This is a genomic window from Geodermatophilus sp. URMC 60, assembly GCF_053502585.1.
Genome location: NZ_CP199958.1, coordinates 4,038,639 through 4,060,086, shown reverse-complemented (window position 1 = coordinate 4,060,086; position 21,448 = coordinate 4,038,639). Strand labels below are relative to the sequence as shown.

The following is a 21,448-nucleotide window of genomic DNA, read 5'->3' as shown; positions in this document are numbered from 1 at the left end:
CTGTGCACCGCTCCGACGAGCGCCGGCGAGGAGGACCGGTGACCACGGCGGCAGCTCGGCTGGAGCCGGGCGAGCTGCGGGAGCTGTTCCTCTTCGCCGACCTGGACGACGAGCAGCTGGCCTGGGTCGCCGAGCACGGTGCCGTCGTCGCCTATCCGGCCGGCGCCGAGGTGTCGGTCGAGGGCGAGCCGGCCCGGTGCTTCTCGGTCCTGCTCGAGGGGACGCTGGCCATGTCCCGCCGGGTGGGCGGCAGCGAGGTGGAGACCGCGCGGACGGCGCACCGCGGCGTCTACTCCGGCGCGGTGCAGTTCTACGTCGGCGAGCGGGTCGACCAGCGCTACCCGGCGTCGGTCCGGGCGGTCACCGACTGCCGCTTCCTCGAGCTGCCCGCGGCCGAGTTCGCCGCCCAGTTCCGACGCTGGTACCCGATGGCGGTGCACCTGCTGGAGGGCATGTTCATCGGCCAGCGGAACTCCGCCGAGCTGGTCGGGCAGCGGGAGCGGCTGCTGGCCCTCGGCAAGCTGACCGCCGGCCTCACCCACGAGCTGAACAACCCGGCCGCGGCCGCGTCGCGGGCCGCCGCGGCGCTGCGCGAGCGGTTCGCCGGGATGCGGCACAAGCTGGCCCTGCTGTCGGAGGGCCGGCTCGACGGCGCGGTGCTGCGGTCGCTGACCGGGCTGCAGGAGGAGCTGGTGGCCCGGGTCGGCAGCGCCCCGGAGCTCACCGCGCTCGAGCGCGCCGACCGGGAGGACGATCTGGGCGACTGGCTCGACGAGCGGGACGTCGGCGGTGCGTACGAGCTCGCCGGCGTCTTCGTCGGCGCCGGGCTCGGGCCAGCGGACCTGGAGCGGGTCGCCGACGCCGTCGAGCCCGCCGCCCTGGAGCCCGCCCTGCGGTGGCTGGCCTACGCCGTCGAGACCGAGTCGCTGCTCGCCGAGATCGCCGACAGCACCGGCCGCATCTCCGGCCTGGTCGACGCCGCCCGCCAGTACTCGCAGCTCGACCGCGCCCCGTACCAGCCCACCGACCTGCACGCCGGGCTCGACGCCACGCTGGTCATGCTCAGCGCCAAGACGCCGCCGGGCGTGCGCGTGGTCAGGGACTACGACCGGTCGCTGCCGCCGGTGCCCGGCTACCCCGGCGAGCTCAACCAGGTGTGGACCAACCTGATCGTCAACGCGCTGGACGCGATGGCGGGGGAGGGGACGCTCACCCTGCGCACCGCCCGGGACGGCGACCGGGCGCTGGTGGAGGTCGTCGACACCGGCCCCGGGATCCCCGAGGAGCTGCGGCAGCGCGTGTTCGAGCCCTTCTTCACCACCAAGCCGGTCGGCCACGGCACCGGGCTGGGCCTCGACGTGTCCTACCGCGTCGTCGTCACCCGGCACGGCGGGGACCTGCGGGTGCGCTCGAAGCCGGGCGACACCCGCTTCCAGGTGCGGCTCCCGCTGACCGAGGCGACGACCACCCCTGCCTGAGAGCGGACCCCGTCCTCCTCACCGCTCGCAGGCTCGCGGCGAGCCCTGGACGGGGCCGGCTAGCGCGGTGTGCGGGCCACGTAGACGAAGTTGAACGGGTCGTCGGGCACCTCGTGCACGGCCACGTCGACGAAGCCGGCCTCGTCGAGCATCCGCCGCGCCAGCTGCTCGCCCCACACCGTGCCGAGCCCGGCGCCACCCTGGGCCAGGGAGACGGTCATGCAGTGCAGCGTGCTGACCGCGTACAACCAGGGCGCCATCGGGTTGCCCACGTTGTCCTCCAGCGCGGAGGCGGCCTTGATGTCGACCATCACGAACCACCCGTTCGGCTCCAGCGCCGCGCGGACCCGGGACAGGACGCCGGCCGGGTCGGCCTGGTCGTGGATCGCGTCGAAGGCGAACACGGCGGTCGACGCCGGCTCGCTCGGCAGCCGGGCGACGTCGAGCACCTCGAAGGAGACGTTGGTCAGCCCCCAGTCGGCGGCCTCCGCACGGGCCTGGGCGATCGCGTCAACGGCCAGGTCGTAGCCGGTGAACGACGACCGCGGGTACGCCCGGGCCATCAGGTTCAGCGCGTGGCCGGTACCGCAGCCGATCTCGACCACCCGGACACCGTCGGACAGCCGGGCGGGCAGCTCGCCGGTCAGCGGCAGGATGCCGTCGAGCAGCTGGCCGTCCATGACCCCGCGCGAGACGCCGTCCATGACGTCGGTGAAGTCCGGGCGGTACGCCTCGTAGGGCACGCCCCCGCCGGTCCGGAAGACCTCGGCGACGCCGGGAACGTGGGTGGCCAGGAGGGTGACGAACCGGCTGATCGGGGCCATGTTCATCGACCCGGGGCCGGTGAGCAGCACGGCGTGCTCGGCCGGGAGGGTGTACTGCCGGCCGGCGGGGTCGTACTCGACGACCCCGGCCGTCACGAGCGACCCGAGGCACTCGCGGACGTAGCGCTCGGTCAGGTCGGCCCGCGCGGCCAGCTCCTCACTGGTGCCCGGGCCCTCGGCGAGGGCGTCGAGCAACCCCGTCCGCGCGGCCAGGTCGACCATCAGGGTCACCATGCCGCCGGTGTAGGCGCCGACGAGCTTCTCGCCGAAGGCGGCCACCCGGGTCTCGTCGAGGGACGTGGTCATCGGGCACCTCCACAGCATCGGGAGCGGCCACGCTACGAGCCCCGCGGACGGTGCGCCCAGTGCCGGAAGCCCCGCTCTGCGCCGGGCCCGGGAGCGGCGGAGGATCGAGGGGACGGCAGGCGCCCACCGGGCGCCGCCATCCAGACCCCCTCGGAGGCGCCCGTGACGGCCCGGCCCGACCTCGACCGGACCGCACGGGCTCCCGGCGGTGCCGAGGAGGAGGAGTACCGGCCCGACCCGCGGCGCTGGCGGGCGCTGTCGGTCACCCTCGTCGCCGGCTTCATGAGCCTGCTCGACGTCAGCATCGTGTCGGTGGCGCTCCCGACGCTGCAGCGTGATCTCGGGGCCTCCGCGGCGGCGGTGCAGTGGGTGGTCTCCGGGTACGCGCTGACCTTCGCGCTGATGCTGGTCCCCGCCGGCCGGCTGGGCGACGCGCTCGGCCGGCGGCGGATGTTCCTGGTCGGGCTGGCCGGGTTCGTGCTGTGCAGCGCGGCGGCCGGCGCGGCGCCGTCCGTGGGGCTGCTCATCGCCGCCCGGCTGGCCCAGGGGCTGGCCGCCGGGGTCCTGGCACCGCAGAACTCCGGGCTGATCCAGCAGCTGTTCCGCGGCGGGGAGCGGGGTCGTGCGTTCGGCCTCTTCGGCGCCGTCGTCGGGATCTCGACGGCGGTGGGGCCGGTCGTCGGCGGGTTGCTGCTGCTGGTGGCCGACTGGCGCTGGATCTTCTACGTCAACGTGCCGATCGGCGTCGTGGCGTTCGTCCTGGCCTGGCGGCTGCTGCCCCGCGGCGGTTCCGGTCGGCGCGGGCACGTCGACCTCGGCGGGGTGCTCCTGCTGGGCGCGGGGGCGCTCGCCCTGCTGCTCCCGCTCGTGCAGGCCGAGGCCGGCGGGCTGTCCCGGCTGTGGTGGCTGTTCCCGATCGGCGTGCTGGTGATGGGCGGCTTCGTCCTCTGGGAGCGGCGGGTGGTGCGCGGCGGCGGGGAGCCGGTGTTCGACCCACGGCTGGTCACCGAGACCCGCGGCTACGGGCTCGGGGCCGCGCTGGGCACCGTCTACTTCGTCGGCTTCAGCGGCATCTGGCTGGTGTTCGCGCTGTTCTTCCAGACCGGCCTGGGGCTCACCCCGCTGCAGTCCGGGCTGGCGGTGACCCCGTTCGCGCTCGGTTCGGCGGTGGCCGCGGTGGTGGCGGGGCGGCTGGTCGAGCGTTTCGGCCGGCTGCTCACCGTGATCGGCCTGGTGGGGGTGATCGCCGGCCTCGGGGCGACGATCCTCGTCCTGCTGCTGGTGCCCGTCGGCTCCGTCCCCTGGGCGGTGGCACCGGCGCTGTTCGTGGGCGGCCTGGGCGGTGGCTGCGTCATCTCGCCCAACATCACGATGACGCTGCGCGAGGTGCCGGTGCGGATGGCCGGCGCGGCCGGCGGCGGGCTGCAGACCGCCCAGCGCTTCGGGGCGGTCATCGGGACGGCGGCGCTGCCCGGCCTGTTCTACGTCGTCCTCGGCGCGACCGCGCAGGACTACCCGGTCGCCGCGGCGGCGGGGCTGGCGGTCGCTCTCGCGGGGATCGCCGCCGCCCTCGTGCTCGCCGTCGTCGACCTCCGCCGCAGCCGGCGGGAGGACGGGGAACAGGGTGAGTGGGACTCCGACGGCGTCCACGGCCACGGGCACGCGGCCCACTCCTGACACGACGAGGGGGTGCCCGGTCCGCGATCGGACCGGACACCCCCTGTGCCGGGTGCTGCGTCAGCGCACCGAGGACTCCGCCAGCTTGGCCTGCGCCTCACCGGCGTCTCGCTGGCCGGGGCCGGCGTTGGTCGCCGAGTCGGGCAGGTTGTCGTCGCTGGAGCCGCCGCCGTGGCCGTCGTCGTCGAGCATGGTGGCCTCGTCGAAGGGACGGTCGCCGGCGAGGACGGCGTCGAGCTGCTCGCGGTCGAGCTCCCTGGTCCACGTCGCGATGAGGACGGTCGCGACGGCGTTGCCGGCGAAGTTGGTCACCGCCCGGGCCTCGGACATGAAGCGGTCGATGCCGACGATCAGGCCGACGCCGTCGAGCAGGTCCGGACGGTGGGCCGAGAGCCCGCCGGCCAGCGTGGCGAGGCCCGCGCCGGTGACCCCGGCGGCGCCCTTGGAGGCGATGATCATGAAGGCCAGCAGGCCGAGCTGCTCGCCGATCGACAGCGGGTCACCCAGCGCCTCGGCGATGAACAGCGAGGCCATCGTCAGGTAGATGGCGGTGCCGTCGAGGTTGAAGGAGTACCCGGTCGGGACGACGATGCCGGCGACCGGCTGGCTGACACCGGCGTGCTCCATCTTCGCGATCAGCCGCGGCAGGGCCGTCTCGGACGACGAGGTGGAGACGATCAGCAGGAACTCGCGGCCCAGGTACTTGAGCAGCGAGAAGACGTTGATCTTCGCGACCAGCCGCAGCAGCAGACCCAGGACGACGATCACGAACAGCGCGCAGGTGGCGTAGAAGCCCAGCATGATCACGGCCAGGCTCTTCAGCGCGTCGATCCCGGTCTCGCCGACGACGGCGGCGATCGCACCGAAGGCACCGATCGGGGCCACCCACATGACCATAGCGAGGATGCGGAAGACCAGCCGCTGGAAGTGCCCGATGCCGCGCAGGACAGGCTCTCCGGCCCGGCCCATGGCCTGGATGGCGAAGCCGACCAGCAGTGCGACCAGCAGCGCCTGCAGCACCGAGCCCTCGGTCAGCGCCGACACCAGCGTGGTGGGGATGAGGCCCAGCAGGAAGTCGACGGTGCCGCCGCTCTCGTGCGCCGTGCCGGCCAGCTCGGCACCCTCGCCGCGCAGCTCGTCGGACAGCTGCAGTCCTTCGCCGGGGCTGAGGATGTTGCCGACGACCAGGCCGATGGCCAGGGCGATCGTCGACATGAGGATGAAGTAGCCCAGCGCCAGGCCGCCGATCCGGCCGACCTTGGCCGCCTGCCGGATGGCGCCGATGCCCAGCACGATGGTGCAGAAGATGACCGGCGCGATCAGCATCTTGATCAGCCCGACGAACGCCGTGCCGAGCCACTTCAGCGAGACGGCGAACTCCGGGAAGGCGAAGCCGACCGCGATGCCCGCGAGCACCGCGCCGATGACCGCGATGTAGAGCCAGTGGGTCCGGTCGCGCTGCTTCGCGGGCGGGGACGCGTCGGCCACGGTGCCTGAGGCCATGACAGCTCCTGGGGGTCTGGGGGTGGGGGCCGGGCCCGGGAGGTGGGCCACAGCACAGACGGTCCGGGCCGCGGTGACCGGCGTCACGCATTCGTTCATTGCGTACACGCCGGTCGCGGCGCGGGGGCTCGCACGCGGGACACTCGCGGCGTGCGCGTGCCCGCCTTCCTCTCGCACCGCCGCGGCGACGCGAGCCTGGCCCGGCGCCTGCTCCTCCTGCAGGCGCTGGTCGTGGTGGTCGTCGTCCTGACCATGACCGCCGTCGCCTACCTGCAGGCCCGCCAGGCGGTCCGCCAGGCGGCCGAGGAGGAGACCACCGCGATCGTCGCCAGTCTCGCCGACTCGCCGCTGGTCCGCTCGGCGGTGACGGGGCCGGACCCGACGGCCGTGCTGCAGCCCTACGTCGAGGAGGTCCGGGCCGACACCGGCACGTCGTTCATCACCGTCCTGGCGCCCGACCGCAAGCGCTTCACCCATCCCGACCCGGCGGAGATCGGCAAGCCGTTCATCGGGACGATCGGACCCGCGCTGGACGGCGAGACGTTCACCGAGACCTACACCGGCACGCTGGGCCCGTCGGTGCGTGCCACCGGCCCTGTGGTGGACGACGACGGCGACGTGGTGGCGGTGGTGTCGGCCGGGGTCACCGTCGAGGCGATCGGGGAGGACCTCGCCGCCGCCGTCCCCGGCATCCTCGGGACGGCGGTCGCGACGTTGACCGTCGGGGCGCTGGGCAGCGCGGCGCTGTCCCGGCGGCTGCGGCGGCAGACCCACGGGCTCTCCCCGGCGCAGCTGGCGCGGATGGTCGACTACCACCACGCCGTGCTGCACGCCGTCCGCGAGGGCCTGCTGCTGGTGGACGACGAGCAGCGGGTGCAGCTGGTCAACGACGAGGCGCGGCGGCTGCTCGGGCTGACCGACGACCCCACCGGCCGGCACGTCGGCGAGCTGGGCCTGCCGCCGGAACTGACCGCGGCCCTGGCCCAGCAGCGCACCGCCGTCGACGAGGTGCACCTGACCGGCACCCGGGTGCTGGTGGTCAACCAGGCCCCGCCGCGGCCGGAGGGCCGGTCCGCCGGCGCCGTGGTGACCCTGCGCGACCACACCGAGCTGCAGGCGCTGACCGGCGAGCTGGACAGCATCCGGGCCTTCGCCGAGTCGCTGCGCGCCCAGGCCCACGAGGCGGCCAACCGGTTGCACACCACCGTCTCGCTGGTGGAGCTCGGCCGCACCGAGGAGGCGATCGACTTCGCGACCGCCCAGCTGGCCTCGGCGCAGCAGCTCACCGACCGGCTGGTGGACGCCGTCGGCGACCCGGTGCTGGCGGCGCTGCTGCTGGGCAAGGCCGCGACCGCGCACGAGCGCGGTGTGCTGCTCGAGGTCGACCCGGCGACGGCCGTGGGGGAGACCGGCATCCCCGGCGGCGACCTGGTGACGATCGTCGGCAACCTGCTGGACAACGCGATCGACGCCGCGCTGGCCGGCGACCCGCCGCGGGAGGTGCAGTTCACCGCCGAGGTCGACGGCGGGCGGCTGGAGATCCGGGTCGAGGACACCGGCCCCGGCGTCCGGGAGGAGGACCTGCCGCGGCTGTTCGAGCGCGGCTGGAGCACCAAGGAGACGACCGCGGCGCCCACGGGGCTCGGCCGCGGCCTGGGTCTGGCGCTCGTCGCGCAGGCCGTCGCCCGGCACGGCGGCACGCTGACCGTGCGGCCCGGTCCCGGCGCGCTGTTCACCGTCACCCTGCCCGTCGCGGTCCCGGCGGTGTCCCGGTGATCCGCGTCCCCGCGATCCAGGTGCTCGTCGTGGAGGACGAGCCGGTCGCCGCCGAGGCGCACCGCGCCTACGTCGACCGGACGCCGGGCTTCACCACCGCGGCCGTCGCCGGCACGGGCGCCGCCGCCCTCGACGCGTTGGCCCGGCAGCCGGTCGACCTGGTGCTGCTGGACATGAACCTCCCCGACGGGCACGGCATCGACCTGTGCCGGCGGATCCGCGGTGCCGGTGCGCAGGTCGACGTCCTCGCCGTCACCTCGGCGCGGGAGCTGGCCACCGTGCGGGCCGCGGCGGCCCACGGCGTCGTCGGCTACCTGCTCAAGCCGTTCACCTACCCGGCGCTGCGCGATCGGCTGGCCGCCTACGCCGACTACCGCCAGCGGCTGCACGCGGGCGGGGACGCCGCCGGGCAGGACGACGTCGACCGCGTGCTCGGCGGCGTGCGTCCCAGCCGGCCGGCGCCGCTGCCCAAGGGGATGGGCCGGGAGACCCTCGACGCCGTCGTCGCCGCGGTCCGTGCCGCGGGCGAGGGACTGTCGGCCGCGGAGACCGCCGAGCTGATCGGTGCCTCCCGGATCACCGCCCGCCGCTACCTGGAGTACCTCGCCGACACCGGGCTGGTCCTCCGCGCGCCGCGGTACGGCGGCGCCGGCCGCCCGGAGCTGGAGTACCGCTGGCGCTGAGCCGCGATCTCCCGGCCGGAGCGGTAGCGTCGACACGAGCAGCGGGCCCGCCCCGCGCTCCTCGTGCGTCACTCCGCGGCGTACCCGAGCACCGGCCTCGGCTCGCGGGGGTCTCTGGATCCCGAGGTCGTCCAGCCGCTCCAGGCGGATGACCGGAGGTCGACGCCATGCTGAGTGACCGTCCGTCGGACCCCCTCGACCCCGTCGAGGCCCTGGAGCGGTTGGGCCGCGTGAGCCTCCGCGGGAACTGCATGAGGTCCCTGCTGCAGGTGGTGGCGGACCTGGCCAGGGAGATCATGCCCGGCGATCCGGAGACCTCGGTGTCCCTGCTCATCAACGACAGGTCCACCACGGCGGTCTTCACCGGCGAGCTGGCCCGCGCCTGCGACGAGAGCCAGTACGGCCGCGGCTACGGACCCTGCCTGCACGCCGCGGGCACCGGCGAGGTGGTCGAGATCCCCGACGCGCGGGTCGAGCCCCGGTGGCGGGACTTCATGGCGTACGCCGTCGAGTGCGGCGTCCTCAGCTCGGTGGCGGTCCCGCTGCCGATCGGCGAGGGCATCGCGGGGGCGTTGAACGTCTACGCCCGCGAGCCCGAGGCCTTCGACGAGGACAGCCGGGCGGTGGCCATCCGGTTCGCCCGCTACGCCGCCGTGGTCGCCGCGAACATGTACGCCTACGAGGAGGCTCGCGACCTGGCCGAGCACCTCGAGCGCAGGGCGGAGGCCCGGGCGGTCGTCGAACAGGCCACGGGCATGCTCATGGAGCGCCACGGCCTGACCGCCGACCAGGCTCTCCGGGCCCTGACCCGGGTGGCGAGGCACAGCGAGACCAGGGTCAGGAGCATCGCGGCCGAGCTCGTGCGGACCGGCGAGCTCCCGCCGGAGGTGGGGCCGTCGCCCCACCCGGTCGGGGGGACCGGTCACTGACCGCCGGCGGGCGGCGTCCAGGTCCCGTGGGTCAGCCGCGCTCCTGCCACTGGCGGACCCAGGCCCGGCCGTAGTCGTTGCCGTGCGGGGTGCGCAGCACGGTGTGCACGTGGAACGGCTTGGGGGTGTCGTAGTCGAGGAAGACGCCGCAGTGGTGGTCGAGCTCGGCGATCACCACCGGTGACTGCACCCGGTAGTAGAAGACGTCGCCGGGTGCGTGCCCGCCGATCCAGCTGAACCAGGTCTCGTCGAGGTGCGCCTCGACCTCCCGCATGCGGGCGGCGCACGGGCCCTCGGGCAGCAGCCGGACGAACGCCGCGACGACGTCGAGCACCCGGGCACGGGCCTCGGGCGGGAGGTCGGCGACCCGCACGCCCTCGGGCGGGATCACCCGGTTGTCCTGGAACGCGCCGGCCAGGTGCCGCTCGTCGCCGGGGTGCACCCGGCCGGGTGGCATGGCCGGGTCGACCATCTGCTCGAACACGACCGCTGCCCGTTGCTGGTCAGGGTCCAACGCGGCCATGACGGCGAGCCCGGCGTCGACCCGGTCGGCGAACAGGCCGCGGATGCCGGCGTGCGGACCGTCGTCGATCTCGTCCGGTTCGGCGCCCACGAAGACGGGCGAGACCACCATGCGCCCCTCGACGACGAGGCAGTTGACCGCGCAGTGGTGGCCGTAGAGCTGCCAGCCCCACGGCGCCCGCAGGTGCGGCCGGCCGTAGAGGGCGACGTTGTAGCTCCACTCGCCGAGCACGGTGGGCAGGTCGACGACGTCGCCGAGGAAGCCGTTGACCCGCATGGCGGCGTGCACCAGGTCGGCGCCCTCGGGGGAGAGGGAGGCGCGCAGCAACCCGAGCACCGCCTCGCGCACCCGCTCCGGCTGGGCGTCCAGGCGCAGCCCGGTGTCGAACTGCATGAACTCCGGGTTGGCCCAGGTCTGCCACTCCACCGCGTCGACGTCGAAGGCGATCCGCTCGCGGTCCCCGGGGGACACGGCGGCGAGCAGGGCGTGCGCGGCGGCGACCATCGCCTCGACCGGCGCCTCCTCGCCCGGCTCCGCGGGGGTGAGCGGGTACAGCCCCTCGCGCAGGGTGCCGTCCTCGGTGACGCCGCGGAACGGCACCCGGTACAGCGGCGTCCAGCCCTCGACCAGCCCGCCGGTGAACGTGCCCGGTGTCCGGGCGTGCTCGCGGTAGGCGTAGGGGTCCAGTCCGCGCACCCCGGCCAGCCGCGGGTGGTCGTGCGGGAACAGGTAGCGGCGGAACTCCCCGGACACGGTTCAGGCCCTCCGGTGCTCGTTGCCGACGACGGTGTTGCGCAGCACGCCGAGGCGCTCGACCTCGACCTCGACGACGTCGCCGGGGTGCAGCAGCCACGGGGGCGTGCGGGCGTACCCGACCCCGGACGGCGTGCCGGTGGCCAGCAGGTCACCGGGTCGGAGCGTGGTGGTGTGCGAGATCAGCGAGAGGGTGTCGCCGACGGTGTAGACCATCTCGTCGGTGCGCCCGTCCTGCACCGTCTCGCCGTTGACCCGCGTCTGCACCCGCAGCCCGTCGCGCAGGTCGCCGACCTCGGCGGCGGGCACCAGCGGGCCGAGCGGGCCGGAGTTGTCGGCGTTCTTGCCCAATATCCACTGGCTGGTGAGCTTCTGCGCCCGCCGCGCGGTGAGGTCGTTGAACGTCGAGTAGCCGACGACGGCGGCCAGCGCCTCGTCCGGCGCGGCGTCGACCAGGGTCGAGCCGACGTAGGCGACGACCTCGCCCTCCCAGTCCAGGCCGTCCTCGGTGGCGGGGACCGGCACCGCGGCGCCGTCGACGGTCAGCGACCGGGTCCAGCGGGCGAACAGCGTCGGGTGCGGCGGCACCCCCTCGGTGGCGAAGGTGCCCTCGGCGACGTGCTTGAGGTAGTTCAGCCCGATGCAGAAGACCCGGGCATCGGGCAGCACCGGCGGCACGAGCTCGACGTCGCCGGCCGGCAGCGTCTCGCCGCCGGCGTGGCGACCGAGGTGCCCGGGCGCGTCGGCCCAGAACTCCTCAAGCCCGGCCAGCACCCTCACCCGCGCGCCGTCCTCCGACAGCGACGCCACCTCGACCGGCCCGCCGTCCCGGCGGATGCCCACGATCCTCATGCTCGTCCTCCCTCGTCGTCGGTGCGGCCGGCCCAGCCGCAGGCCCGCTCCAGGGCCGCCGCCGCGGCGGCGGGGTCGTCCCCGCGCCAGGCCACGTGCTGGTCCGGCCGGACCAGCAGCAGGGGAGCCTCCCAGGTCTCGCGCAGCGGGACGCCGCCGGGCTCGACGTCGCCGTCCCGGAGCCGGACCACGGCCAGCGGGATCCCGTGGCGCGCCGCCGCCGCGCGGACCGGGCCGGGGTCGGCGTCGTCCAGGGCGAGCAGCGTGAAGCCGCGGCCGAGGACGTCGTAGGCCGACCGGCCGCCGGTCAGCCAGCGGTGCGGCAGCAGGCACCCGGGGTGTGCCGTCGGCGTGTACCGGACCGGGTCGTCGGCCGGCAGGGAGCTGCCGTCGTCGGTGGTCAGCGGTGAGGCGGCGTACTGGTAGCCGAGCACGAGGCCCAGGGAGTGGAACTCGCTGTCCTTGACGTCGAGCGCCTCGGCCACCTCCTTGCGCAGGAGGTCGGCCTCCGGGCCGTCCTCGCCCAGGCGCGGGTCGGCGAAGTGGTGGGCGAGGGCCCGGTCGTTCGCGCCGGCGTCGGCGATCGTCCGGGCGGCCACCGGGCGGCGCTCGTCCTCGTAGCTGGCCAGCAGCGCCGGCCCGCCCCAGCCCTGCAGCACGGCCGCGGCCTTCCAGCCGGCGTTGACCGCGTCGCCGACGCAGGTGTTGAAACCGTGACCGCCCCACGGCGGGTTGAGGTGCGCGGCGTCGCCGACGAGCAGCACCCGGCCGGTGCCGTAGGAGTCCGCGAGCAGCATCCGGGCCACCCACGGGTCGGTGGCGACCACCTCCACGTCGACCGGCTCCCCGACCAGCGCGTGCACGAGTGCGGCCGGGTCGACGTCGCCGGCGCGCACGTCGACCCCCTGGACGATCGCCCACCAGGTGTCGGCCAGGTCCAGGCGGCCGACGATGCCGGCCGCTCCCGGGGCCATCACCCAGGAGTGGACGGCGTTGCGGTGGGGCGCGCGCTCGGCCAGGCCGGGAGCGCGGAACAGGATGCTCAGGTTGGGCTTCTCGCCGGAGCCCCCCTCGTAGCGGGCGCCGACCGCCTCCCGCACGACACTGCCGCCGCCGTCGGCGCCGAGCACCAGGTCGGCGCGGACCAGCGACGTGCCGCCGTCGGCGTCGGTGACGGTGACGTCCACGCCGTGGTGGTCCTGGTGGAGGCGGGTGACGCGGGCGCCGGTCTCCAGCCGGGCGTGCGTCGAGCTCTCGACGGCCGCGCGCAGGACCTCCTCGATGACCGGCTGCGGGACCTGCTGGCCGGCCTCGGGGAACTCCTCGCGGCGGTCGCTGTGGAGCTGGAAGGCGTGCTCGAAGCGGCGCACCTCGTGCCCCAGCAGGCTGGAGCAGAAGACGACGTCCTGCGCCAGGTCGACCGGCAGGGGCGCCGCGGCGCGCAGCCGGTCGGCGAGCCCCCAGCGGCGCAGGTGGGTCATCGTGCGGGCGTTGGTCGTCTTGGCCCGGGGGCGCAGCGGGTCCACGGTGACGCGGGGCTCGACGACCAGGCTGGGAACGCCGTGGGCGTCCAGTTCCAGCGCGGCGGCCAGGCCGGCGGGGCCACCGCCCACGACCAGGACGGGCACGTGCCGGCTCACGCGGCACCCCCGGTGGTGGCGGCGGGACGGGGCGCGGCGGCGACGGGGAGCTCGGCCCGCCCCCGGGGCAGCCGGCTCATGACCAGCGCGCCGAGCAGCGCGGGGACGGCGAAGGCGACGGCGCTGGCGACCACCGCGCTGCCGCCGCCGACGAACAGGGCGCCGTAGGTCGGCCCGACGATGGCGCCGACCCGGCCGACGCCCAGCGCCCAGCCGAGCCCGGTGGCGCGGGCGTTCGCAGGGTAGAAGCCGGCGATGTGGTCGTTGAGCAGGTTCTGCGTGCCCAGGCCGCCGAACCCGGCGACGGCCACCAGGACGAGCACCACGCCGGTGGGCGGCTGGACGGCCAGGACGGCGAGGGCGATGGTGGCCGCGCCGAAGCCGGTGAGCACCATCGTCTTGGCGCCGAGGCGCTGGGCCAGGTTGGCGGCGACGAGCGTGCCCACGATCCCGCCGGCGCTGTAGACGAGCAGGAAGGCCACGGAGGAGCTGAGCCCGTAGCCGGCCGTGCGCATGATCTGCGGCAGCCAGGTGCTCAGCCCGAACAGGGTCAGCAGGCTGCAGATGGTGACGATCCAGATGCCGATGGTCGCCCGGCCCATGCCGTCGGCGAACAGGGTCCGCACCGGCGACCGCCGGCCGGCCGGCTGCGGCGCCGCGGCGGCAGGGGCCGGGAGACCGAAGGCGGCGGCGATGCCGTCGGCCTCCGCGGTGCGGCCCCGGGCGCGCAGGTACGCCGGCGACTCGGGCAGCAGGCGCAGCGCGACCGGGACCAGCAGCAGCGGGACGACCCCCAGGCCGTAGACGAGCTGGAAGCCGTGCTCGGCCAGCAGGGCGACCGACGCGAGCGAGGCGAGCAGGCCGCCGACCGGCGGGCCGGTCAGCACCGCGCCGAGGATGCGCGACCGGTGCCGGGGCGCGGCGAACTCGCTGGTCAGCGCGATCGCGGTGGGGAGCAGGCCGCCGATGCCGAAGCCGGCGACGAAGCGGAACACGGCGAAGACGCCGAACGAGGACGCCAGCCCGCAGCCGAGCATCGCCACGGAGAAGAGGGCGACCGAGGCGGTGAACAGCCGACGGCGACCCAGCAGGTCCGTCAGCGTCCCGGCGACCAGCGAGCCGCAGAGCATGCCGACCAGGCCGAGGCTGCCGACCGCGCCGGCCGACGCCGGGGTCACCCCCCAGCTCGGCTCGGCCAGCAGACCGGGGATGGTGGCGCCGTAGGCGAACAGGTCGTACCCGTCGGCGACGAGGGCCAGCCAGCAGAGCACGGGTACGAGGGCTGCGGATCGGGACGGGGTGCGCGAGGCGGAAGGGGTGTCCACGCGGGTCTCCGGGGGTCGGGGGAGGGGACGGGCGGCCGTTGCGCCCAGAGTGGGTGACGCCGGTCACCCGCCCCGACGGCGTTGCCGCTCAATGGCAGACAGAGGTGTCAGGATCGACGCCGTGGAGGAGGACCCGGCGCCCGCGCCTGCCGGTCGGGGGAAGCGGCCGCCGCACGGGGACCCCGTGCTCGACCGGGGCCTGGCCCTGCTGGCCGCGTTCGACGACGGGCACCGGCGGTTGACGCTGTCGGACCTCGCCCGGCGGGCCGGCATGCCGCTGAGCACCGCCCGCCGGCTGGCCGAGCGACTCGTGGCGTGGGGTGCGCTGGAGCGGGCCGCCGAGGGCGGCTACGTCGTCGGGGTGCGGCTGTGGGAGGTCGGGTCGCTCGCGCCGCGCGCGCTGGGCCTGCGGGAGGTCGCGATGCCCTACATGGACGACCTCTACGAGGCCACCCGCCAGCACGTGCTGCTCGCCGTCCTGGACGGGGACGCCGCGCTGCTCGTCGAGCGGCGGTCGTCCCGGGCCGCCGTCCCGGTGCAGTACCGCGTCGGCGACCGGCTGCCGCTCCACATGACCGGGGTCGGCCGGCTGCTGCTGGCGCACGCGCCGGCCGACCTGCAGGAGCGGGTACTGCGCGGAGAGGTCGGCGGCCGGTCCGACGACCCGCCGCCGCAGCCGGCCGCGCTGCGCCGGGAGCTGGCCGAGATCCGCCGCAGCGGGGTCGGGGTCGTCAACCGGCGCCGCCCGGCGCCGGTGGTGTCGGTGGCCGCCCCGGTGTGGGACGCCGCGGGACGCGTGGCGGCGGCGCTGTCGATCGTGGTGCCGGCTGGTGGCGCGAGCCCCCGCACGATCGAGCCGGCGGTGCGGGCCGCCGCCCGGGCGGTGTCGCGCGGGCTGGGTGCTCCGGCCGCGGGGCGGCCGGGGCCGTCAGCGGGTTGAGAGGAAGGCGATGGTCCGGGCCAGCGCGTCGTCCGCCGCGGCCGGACTGCCCAGCCACATGTGGTCGGCGCCGTCGTAGGTATTGAGCTCGACCGGCACACCGGCGTCCTGCAGCGCGTCGCGCAGCCGCTCGCTCTGCACGCAGGGGACGAAGCGGTCGGCCCGCCCGTGCAGCAGCAGGAACGGCGGCGCGCCGGGGGAGACGGAGGCGACCGGGCTGGCCTGCGCCGCGCGGACGGGCACGGCGGCGACGGGTGCGCCGAGCAGCTGCGCCTCCCGGGAGTCGGCGGCGGTCGGGTCGGCGCCGAGGTCCCCGGGCAGCGCGGTCAGGTCGGTGGGCGGGTACCAGGCGGCGACCGCGGCCACCCCGCTCGACGGGCCGGTCACGCCGACGTCCCCCTCCAGCTCCGGGTCGCCCGCGGTCAGGCCCAGCAGCGCGGCGAGGTGGCCGCCGGCCGACTCGCCCCACGCGAACACCCGCCCGGGGTCGACGCCCAGCTCGCCGGCCCGGGCGCGCAGCCAGCGGACCGCCGCCTTGACGTCGTGCAGCTGCGCCGGCCAGACCGCCTCGCCGGAGAGCCGGTGGTCGACCGAGGCGACGGCGATCCCCGCCCGGGCGACCGCCTCGAACGCCGACGGCCGCCGCCCGGCGTAGGCGGGTCCCGCGGAGTGCCGGCTGCCCAGCCGCCAGCCGCCGCCGTGCACGAAGACGACGACCGGCGCCGGTCGCGTGGCGGGCAGGTACAGGTCCAGCTCGAGCGGGCGGGCGCCGGGCAGCGCCGCGTACGGGACGCCGGCGAGCACGGAGACGCCCTCGCCGGCCCCCCGCGGCAGCGGCAGGGGCGCGGCGTGCGCGGGCGGGGGCAGGGGCAGGTCGGGCACGCGTCGTCCCCTCGGGTCAGGAGTCGGGCCAGTCGACGTCGCGCAGGAACTGCATCCGGTGCGACTGCGCGGCGGCCTGCATGCGGGGCGGGTCGGGGACGAACGGGGGCTGCTCGCCGGGGACGTCGGTGGGCGCGCCCATCTCCTGGAAGAAGCGCTCGAACCCGCCGGAGACGACGCCGAGCATGCGGCTGGGCCGCTCAACGCGGTAGGCGTGCGCGAGGCCGGCCGGCACGAACCCGAAGTCACCCCGCTCCAGCAGCCGCGACGTCTTCTCGCCCTGCCGGTCCTGCACGAACACGCGGACCGCGCCGTCGAGGACGTAGAAGACCTCGTGGGTGGCGTCGTGCGCGTGGGTCGGGATGACGTCGCCGGCCGGGCAGTCGGCGGTGATGACCCCGAACTGGCCCTCGGTCTCGTCGCCGCTGAGCAGGACGGTGAACAGGTCGCCGAAGAGCCGCGCGTGCTCGCCCTCGCCCCGCTGCAGGAAGAAGGGCTCGGGCGCGCCGGGGAGCAGGCCCCGCCACCGCGGGCCCTCCTCCGGGTCGGTGAGGTACTCGAAGCTCATGGCTGCTCCCGGGCCGGGCGGACGACGTCCCCGGCAGCGTCGGTGACGCCGGTCACGCCCGGCCAGGGGCTTGCCGTTGAGCGGCAGGGTCAGCCCGCCGGGGTGGCCTCGCGCGCGTCGTCGCCCCTGCGGTCGACCTCGTCCCTGCGGTCGGTGTCGCCCCTGCGGTCGGTGTCGTCCCCGGCCACCGCCTCGCCCCGGGCGACCAGGCCGGCGACGTCGGACAGCGGGATCTCCTTGAGGAACAGCGCCAGCAGCAGCGCGACGGCGAAGGCGGGCAGCAGGTAGCCGAACACCGGGGCCAGCGCGTCGGCGTAGGCGTCGACGATGGCCGTCCGGAGCGGCTCGCCGGCGGCCTCGACCGCCTGCGGCACCAGGCTGTCCGGCGAGGTGATGCCGGCCGCGACGGCCTGCTCGGCGTTGCCGGTCAGCGCGCCGGTGAGGTTCTCGGCCAGCCGGTTGGTGAAGATCGTGCCGAAGACGGCGACACCCAGGGTGGCCCCGACCTCGCGGAAGTAGTTGTTCGTCGAGGTGGCGGTGCCCAGGTCCCGCGCGGAGACGGCGTTCTGCGCCACGAGGACGACGACCTGCATGACCAGGCCCAGACCCAGGCCCATCCCGAACAGCATCGCGCAGACGGTGACCAGCGAGGTGTCGCCGGACAGCGTGGTCATCCAGAGCATCGCCGCGGCGATCACGAGGACGCCGACCACGGGGAAGGCCTTGTACCGGCCGGTCCTCGTCATCGCGATGCCCGAGCCGATGGCGGTGACGAACAGGCCGGCCATCATGGGCAGCATCAGCAGGCCGGAGTTGGCCGCCGACGTGCCCGAGGCCATCTGCAGGAACGTGGGCATGAAGGCGATCGCCGAGAACATGCCCAGGCCGATGGCGGCGCCGAGCCCCGTGGCCACGACGAAGGTCGGGTTGCGGAACAGTGCCAGCGGGATGATCGGCTGGACGGCGCGCTGCTCGACCAGGACGAAGGCGAGGACCGAGACGGCGAAGGCGGCCATGAGGGCGACCGTCCAGGCGTCGGTCCACCCGCGATCGCCGCCGAAGTCGGTGAAGAACACCAGGGACGTGGTCGCGGCCGAGAGGGTGGCGATGCCGGCGTAGTCGACCGGCTCGGTGTTCCGCTTCCGCGGCAGGGTCAGCGCGAACCAGCCGATGACCAGGGCGGCGACGCCGACCGGGACGTTGATCCAGAAGCACCAGCGCCAGCCCAGGCCGGCGTGGTCGGTGAAGAAGCCGCCGACGAGCGGGCCGCCCACGGCGGCCAGGCCGAAGATCGCCCCCAGCGGGCCGAGGTACTTGCCGCGCTCCCGCGCGGGGACGACGTCGGCGATGATGGCCTGCGACAGGATCATCAGCCCGCCGCCGCCGAGGCCCTGCACCCCGCGCCAGATGACGAACCAGGTGAAGTCCGTCGACAGGGCCGCGCCGACGCTGGCGACGGTGAACAGCGCGATCGCGACGAGGAAGAGGTTCCGGCGTCCCCACAGGTCGCCGAACTTGCCGTAGATCGGCATGACCAGCGTGCTGGCCAGCAGGTAGGCCGTGGTCACCCAGGCCATGTGCGAGACGCCGCCGAGGTCGCCGACGATGGTCGGCATCGCCGTCGAGACGATCGTCTGGTCGAGGCTGGAGACCAGCATCCCGGCGATCAGCGCCGAGAAGATCAGGTTGATCCGGCGCCGGGTGAGGACGAACAGCGGGGCGTCGTCCGTCGCGGTCGGGGTGGGGGCGTGCACGGGTGCTCCTCGGGGGTCGGTGCCGGTCAGCGGGCGGGGTCGGGCAGGCCCGCGCCGACCAGGTCCCACGCCTCGTCGACGAGGCGGGGGAGGGAGTCGGTGAAACCGCCGGTCAGCCAGCGGTGCATCGCGGTGCGCAGCACCGCACCGCTGGTCAGCGCCAGCAGCGTGGGCAGCGTGTCGGTGTCGGCGTCGGTCCCGGTGCGCACGGCGACGGCGACCGCCAGCGCGCGGTCGGCCTCGCCGAAGTGGGTGACCAGCCGGCCGACGAGACCGGGGTTTGCCTCGATGACCTGCAGGCGCAGCGGCCACAGCTCGGTCTCGGCGGCCATCTCGGCGGCCTGCTCGCGCTGCACGGCGCGGAGCGCCGCGACCGCGGACTCGTCCGCGGGCCGCTCGGCGAGGGCCTGCGCCGAGCGCCGCAGCGCGGCCGGGTCCACGCCGAGGACCGCGTCGTCCTTGGTGGCGAAGTAGTTGAAGAAGGTGCGCGGCGAGACGTCGGCCCGGGCGGCGATGTCGTCGACCGAGACGCCGTCCAGGCCGCGCTCGGCGACCAGCCGCAGCGCGGCCTCGTGCAGCGCGGACCGGGTGGCGGCCTTCTTGCGCTCACGGAGTCCGGCAGTCACCCGACCATGGTTGCACTCTCTGCAAACTTGCGGACTCTGCAGATACTGTCGCGTCCGTCACGGTGGACCGGGCAGCCGGCGTCGGCGCGCACGGCGGCAGCCGCCACGACCCGTCGCGGGCGGCGGTGAGTCGGCGTGCCCGCGCCGGTCTCATCGGTCATGAGCGAGACAGATCCGAGGGACGACTCCGCCATCCGGGACCTGGTCCACCGCTGGGCGCGGGCGGTGCACGCCGGCGACCTGGACGGCGTGCTGGCCGACCGCACCGAGGACGTCGTCATGTTCGACGTGCCGCCGCCGGAGGACGGCGTCCGCGGCCTGGACGCCTACCGGGAGACCTGGCCGGCCTTCTTCGAGTGGCAGCGTTCCGGTGCGGCGTTCGGGATCGTCGAGCTGTCCGTGACCGCCGGCGCGGACGTCGCCTGGGCGTACGCCCTGCTGCGCTGCGGCACCGAGGCCGAGCTGGCCGAGCACCCCGGGTACCGGCTGCGGCTCACCCTCGGCCTGCGCCGGGAAGGCGGCCGGTGGCGGGTCGCGCACGAGCACCACTCGTTCCCGCTCCGGTGACGGCGCCCGGCTGCCGCCCCGGGGCGGCAGCCGGGCGCGGAGGTCAGCCGCCGGCCTTCTCCTGCTCGTACCGCTCGGTCATCGTGGCGACGGCCTGCATCTGCTGGGCGGCGTAGTCCTCGCGCTTGCCCATCGCGTACTCCTTGGCGTCCAGCGTCTGCTGGGCGTGGGAGACCTCGCCGCCCTGGAAGTGCGGCGCGACGTGCTGGGCGATGAGCTCCCATGAGCGCTTGGTGGCCTGGGGGTTGGCCCACTCGTGGCCGAGCAGCAGCATGCAGCCGAAGCCGCCGGACTGGTCCCACAGCCGCTGCACCTGGGCGCGGGCGTCCGCCACCGTGCCGATGGCCCCGACCCCGGCCTCGTTGATGAAGTCGATCATCTCCTTGGCGTCGCCGCCCTCGACGGCCATCTGCGGGAAGGCGGCCGTCTTCTGGAAGTAGCGGAACCAGGTCTCGATGCCGTACTGCACGTCGGCGTAGGCCTGCTCGCGGGTCTCGGCGACGTGCATGAGCCCGACCAGCCGCCAGTCGCGGCGGGACACCGTCTGGCCGAAGTGCTCGGCGCGCTCCTGGACGACGTTCCAGTGGTGGGCGAGGGCGTCGAAGCCCTCCTTGGAGAGCGTGGCGCCGATGGAGAGCAGCCCGATGCCGTGCCGCCCGGCCATCCGCGGTCCGGTGGGCGAGGCGACCGCCGCGACGGCGACCTCGAAGCGCGGCTGCGTGTAGGGCCGCAGGTGCAGGCGCGCGTTCACCAGCTCGTGGGTGCGGGTCTTCTGCGTCACCGTCTCGCCGCGCAGCAGCCGCATGATGATGTCGAGGTCGACCTCGAGCAGCTCGCGGGTGTCGGTGGGGTTGAGCCCCAGCATCATCGAGTCGGTGGGCAGCGAGCCGGGGCCGCAGCCGAGCATCGCCCGGCCCCGCGTGAGGTGGTCGAGCAGCACCATGCGCTCGGCCACCCACAGGGGGTTGTGGTAGGCGATCGACGTGACGCCGGTACCGAGCTTGATGTGCTTGGTGCGCTCCGCCGCGGCGGCGATGAAGATCTCCGGGGAGGCGATGATCTCGGTGCCCGCGGAGTGGTGCTCGCCGATCCAGGCCTCCTCGTACCCGAGCCGGTCCAGGTGCTCGACCAGCTCCAGGTCCCGCTGCAGGGCCAGCGTGGGGTTCTCCCCGGCGGGGTGGAACGGGGCGAGGAACGTGCCGAAGCGGAGCCGGTCCATGGGTCCTCCAGGGGGGTCGGGCGACGGACGCCGAACGTAACGCGGATCACACCCGGTGAGGGAGGGGTAGCACCGGCCCCTACGCTCCGCCCGTGCCGCTGTTCTCCTTCGAAGGCCGTGCCCCCTCCGTCTCCCCGGAGGCCTGGATCGCACCGACCGCCACGCTCGTGGGGGACGTCGTCGTCGAGGCCGGGGCGTCGGTCTGGTACGGCGCGGTCCTGCGCGCGGACTTCGGCCGCATCCTGGTCCGGGCCGGCGCCAACGTGCAGGACAACTCGGTGCTGCACGGTGGTGCGGACCCGGAGACCGAGATCGGGCCGGGCGCGACCATCGGCCACCAGTGCGTCGTCCACGGCGCGGTGGTGGGCGCCGAGGCGCTGATCGGCAACGGCAGCACCGTGCAGGACGGTGCCCGCATCGGTGCCCGGGTGCTCGTCGGCGCGCACAGCCTGGTGCCGCCGCGGGTGGTGATCCCCGACGGGGTGCTGGCGCTCGGCGCCCCGGTGAGGGTGCGGGGGCCGCTCAGCGAGGGGGCCGCGGTCTGGGTCGACGGCAATCCGTCGGTCTACCGGGAGCTGGCCCGGCGGCACGCGGCCGGCGTCGAGCAGGTCGGTTGAGCAGGC

Annotated in this window: 19 protein-coding genes; 8 read left to right on the top strand and 11 right to left on the bottom strand. The window is 75.1% G+C overall.

The features are described 5' to 3' along the window. The first annotated feature begins 38 nt into the window (after positions 1-38). The gene (locus ACWIX3_RS19155; protein ID WP_448608935.1) at positions 39-1,478 is read left to right on the top strand and encodes an ATP-binding protein; all 1,440 of its coding nucleotides are present in this window, start codon (positions 39-41) and stop codon (positions 1,476-1,478) included. A gap of 59 nt (positions 1,479-1,537) precedes the next feature. On the opposite strand, the gene ACWIX3_RS19150 is transcribed toward ACWIX3_RS19155, so the two are convergent. Next, positions 1,538-2,608: a methyltransferase domain-containing protein gene (locus tag ACWIX3_RS19150; RefSeq protein WP_448608934.1), complete on the bottom strand. Its 1,071-nt coding sequence runs from the start codon at positions 2,606-2,608 to the stop codon at positions 1,538-1,540. A gap of 162 nt (positions 2,609-2,770) precedes the next feature. Here ACWIX3_RS19150 and ACWIX3_RS19145 point away from each other — a divergent pair, with 162 nt between their 5' ends. Continuing rightward, the gene (locus tag ACWIX3_RS19145; protein WP_448608933.1) at positions 2,771-4,285 is read left to right on the top strand and encodes an MFS transporter; all 1,515 of its coding nucleotides are present in this window, start codon (positions 2,771-2,773) and stop codon (positions 4,283-4,285) included. 60 nt (positions 4,286-4,345) lie between these two features. Here ACWIX3_RS19145 and ACWIX3_RS19140 read toward each other — a convergent pair whose 3' ends face one another. Next, the gene (locus ACWIX3_RS19140; RefSeq protein ID WP_448608932.1) at positions 4,346-5,788 is read right to left on the bottom strand and encodes a cation:dicarboxylate symporter family transporter; all 1,443 of its coding nucleotides are present in this window, start codon (positions 5,786-5,788) and stop codon (positions 4,346-4,348) included. Positions 5,789-5,938: 150 nt separating this feature from the next. On the opposite strand from ACWIX3_RS19140, the gene ACWIX3_RS19135 reads away from it, so the two are divergent. From ACWIX3_RS19135 to ACWIX3_RS19125, 3 genes are all read left to right on the top strand, one after another. Then, positions 5,939-7,564: a sensor histidine kinase gene (locus ACWIX3_RS19135; RefSeq protein WP_448608931.1), complete on the top strand. Its 1,626-nt coding sequence runs from the start codon at positions 5,939-5,941 to the stop codon at positions 7,562-7,564. Continuing rightward, positions 7,561-8,247, top strand: a complete 687-nt coding sequence (locus tag ACWIX3_RS19130) for a response regulator (RefSeq protein ID WP_448608930.1) — start codon at positions 7,561-7,563, stop codon at positions 8,245-8,247. The genes ACWIX3_RS19135 and ACWIX3_RS19130 overlap by 4 nt, the downstream gene beginning before the upstream one ends. Before the next feature lie 167 nt (positions 8,248-8,414). After that, entirely contained in the window at positions 8,415-9,176 is a 762-nt protein-coding gene (locus ACWIX3_RS19125) for an ANTAR domain-containing protein (RefSeq protein WP_448608929.1), read from the top strand. Between the two features lie 31 nt (positions 9,177-9,207). Here ACWIX3_RS19125 and ACWIX3_RS19120 read toward each other — a convergent pair whose 3' ends face one another. From ACWIX3_RS19120 to ACWIX3_RS19105, 4 genes are read right to left on the bottom strand one after another with little or no spacing between them, the layout of a single operon-like run. Beyond that, positions 9,208-10,452, bottom strand: coding sequence for a DUF3500 domain-containing protein (locus ACWIX3_RS19120; RefSeq protein WP_448608928.1), 1,245 nt, complete (start codon positions 10,450-10,452; stop codon positions 9,208-9,210). 3 nt (positions 10,453-10,455) lie between these two features. Further along, positions 10,456-11,304 carry a fumarylacetoacetate hydrolase family protein gene (locus ACWIX3_RS19115; RefSeq protein WP_448608927.1) on the bottom strand — a complete coding sequence of 283 codons (849 nt, stop codon included), beginning with the start codon at positions 11,302-11,304 and terminating at the stop codon, positions 10,456-10,458. Further along, positions 11,301-12,944, bottom strand: a complete 1,644-nt coding sequence (locus ACWIX3_RS19110) for an FAD-dependent monooxygenase (protein ID WP_448608926.1) — start codon at positions 12,942-12,944, stop codon at positions 11,301-11,303. The genes ACWIX3_RS19115 and ACWIX3_RS19110 overlap by 4 nt, the downstream gene beginning before the upstream one ends. Further along, a complete protein-coding gene (locus ACWIX3_RS19105) occupies positions 12,941-14,269 on the bottom strand; it encodes an MFS transporter (protein ID WP_448608925.1) in 1,329 nt (442 codons plus the stop codon). The genes ACWIX3_RS19110 and ACWIX3_RS19105 overlap by 4 nt, the downstream gene beginning before the upstream one ends. Positions 14,270-14,390: 121 nt before the next feature. On the opposite strand from ACWIX3_RS19105, the gene ACWIX3_RS19100 reads away from it, so the two are divergent. Beyond that, positions 14,391-15,209 (top strand): IclR family transcriptional regulator, encoded by an 819-nt coding sequence (locus ACWIX3_RS19100; RefSeq protein WP_448608924.1) that lies wholly within the window; start codon positions 14,391-14,393, stop codon positions 15,207-15,209. Here ACWIX3_RS19100 and ACWIX3_RS19095 read toward each other — a convergent pair. The 4 genes from ACWIX3_RS19095 to ACWIX3_RS19080 all read right to left on the bottom strand — a co-directional run bounded on the left by ACWIX3_RS19095 (position 15,198) and on the right by ACWIX3_RS19080 (position 19,039). Further along, complete coding sequence (locus ACWIX3_RS19095) at positions 15,198-16,091, bottom strand: alpha/beta hydrolase fold domain-containing protein (protein ID WP_448608923.1); 894 nt, start codon at positions 16,089-16,091, stop codon at positions 15,198-15,200. The genes ACWIX3_RS19100 and ACWIX3_RS19095 overlap by 12 nt on opposite strands. A gap of 16 nt (positions 16,092-16,107) precedes the next feature. Next, the gene (locus ACWIX3_RS19090) at positions 16,108-16,659 is read right to left on the bottom strand and encodes a quercetin 2,3-dioxygenase (RefSeq protein WP_448608922.1); all 552 of its coding nucleotides are present in this window, start codon (positions 16,657-16,659) and stop codon (positions 16,108-16,110) included. Positions 16,660-16,748: 89 nt separating this feature from the next. Beyond that, positions 16,749-18,413 carry an MDR family MFS transporter gene (locus ACWIX3_RS19085; protein WP_448608921.1) on the bottom strand — a complete coding sequence of 555 codons (1,665 nt, stop codon included), beginning with the start codon at positions 18,411-18,413 and terminating at the stop codon, positions 16,749-16,751. Positions 18,414-18,439: 26 nt separating this feature from the next. Further along, a complete protein-coding gene (locus ACWIX3_RS19080) occupies positions 18,440-19,039 on the bottom strand; it encodes a TetR/AcrR family transcriptional regulator (protein ID WP_448608920.1) in 600 nt (199 codons plus the stop codon). A gap of 159 nt (positions 19,040-19,198) precedes the next feature. On the opposite strand from ACWIX3_RS19080, the gene ACWIX3_RS19075 reads away from it, so the two are divergent. Then, positions 19,199-19,606, top strand: a complete 408-nt coding sequence (locus ACWIX3_RS19075; protein WP_448608919.1) for a YybH family protein — start codon at positions 19,199-19,201, stop codon at positions 19,604-19,606. A gap of 43 nt (positions 19,607-19,649) precedes the next feature. On the opposite strand, the gene ACWIX3_RS19070 is transcribed toward ACWIX3_RS19075, so the two are convergent. Next, a complete protein-coding gene (locus ACWIX3_RS19070) occupies positions 19,650-20,825 on the bottom strand; it encodes an LLM class flavin-dependent oxidoreductase (RefSeq protein ID WP_448608918.1) in 1,176 nt (391 codons plus the stop codon). 92 nt (positions 20,826-20,917) lie between these two features. On the opposite strand from ACWIX3_RS19070, the gene ACWIX3_RS19065 reads away from it, so the two are divergent. Then, complete coding sequence (locus tag ACWIX3_RS19065) at positions 20,918-21,442, top strand: gamma carbonic anhydrase family protein (RefSeq protein ID WP_448608917.1); 525 nt, start codon at positions 20,918-20,920, stop codon at positions 21,440-21,442. Positions 21,443-21,448 lie beyond the last annotated feature (6 nt).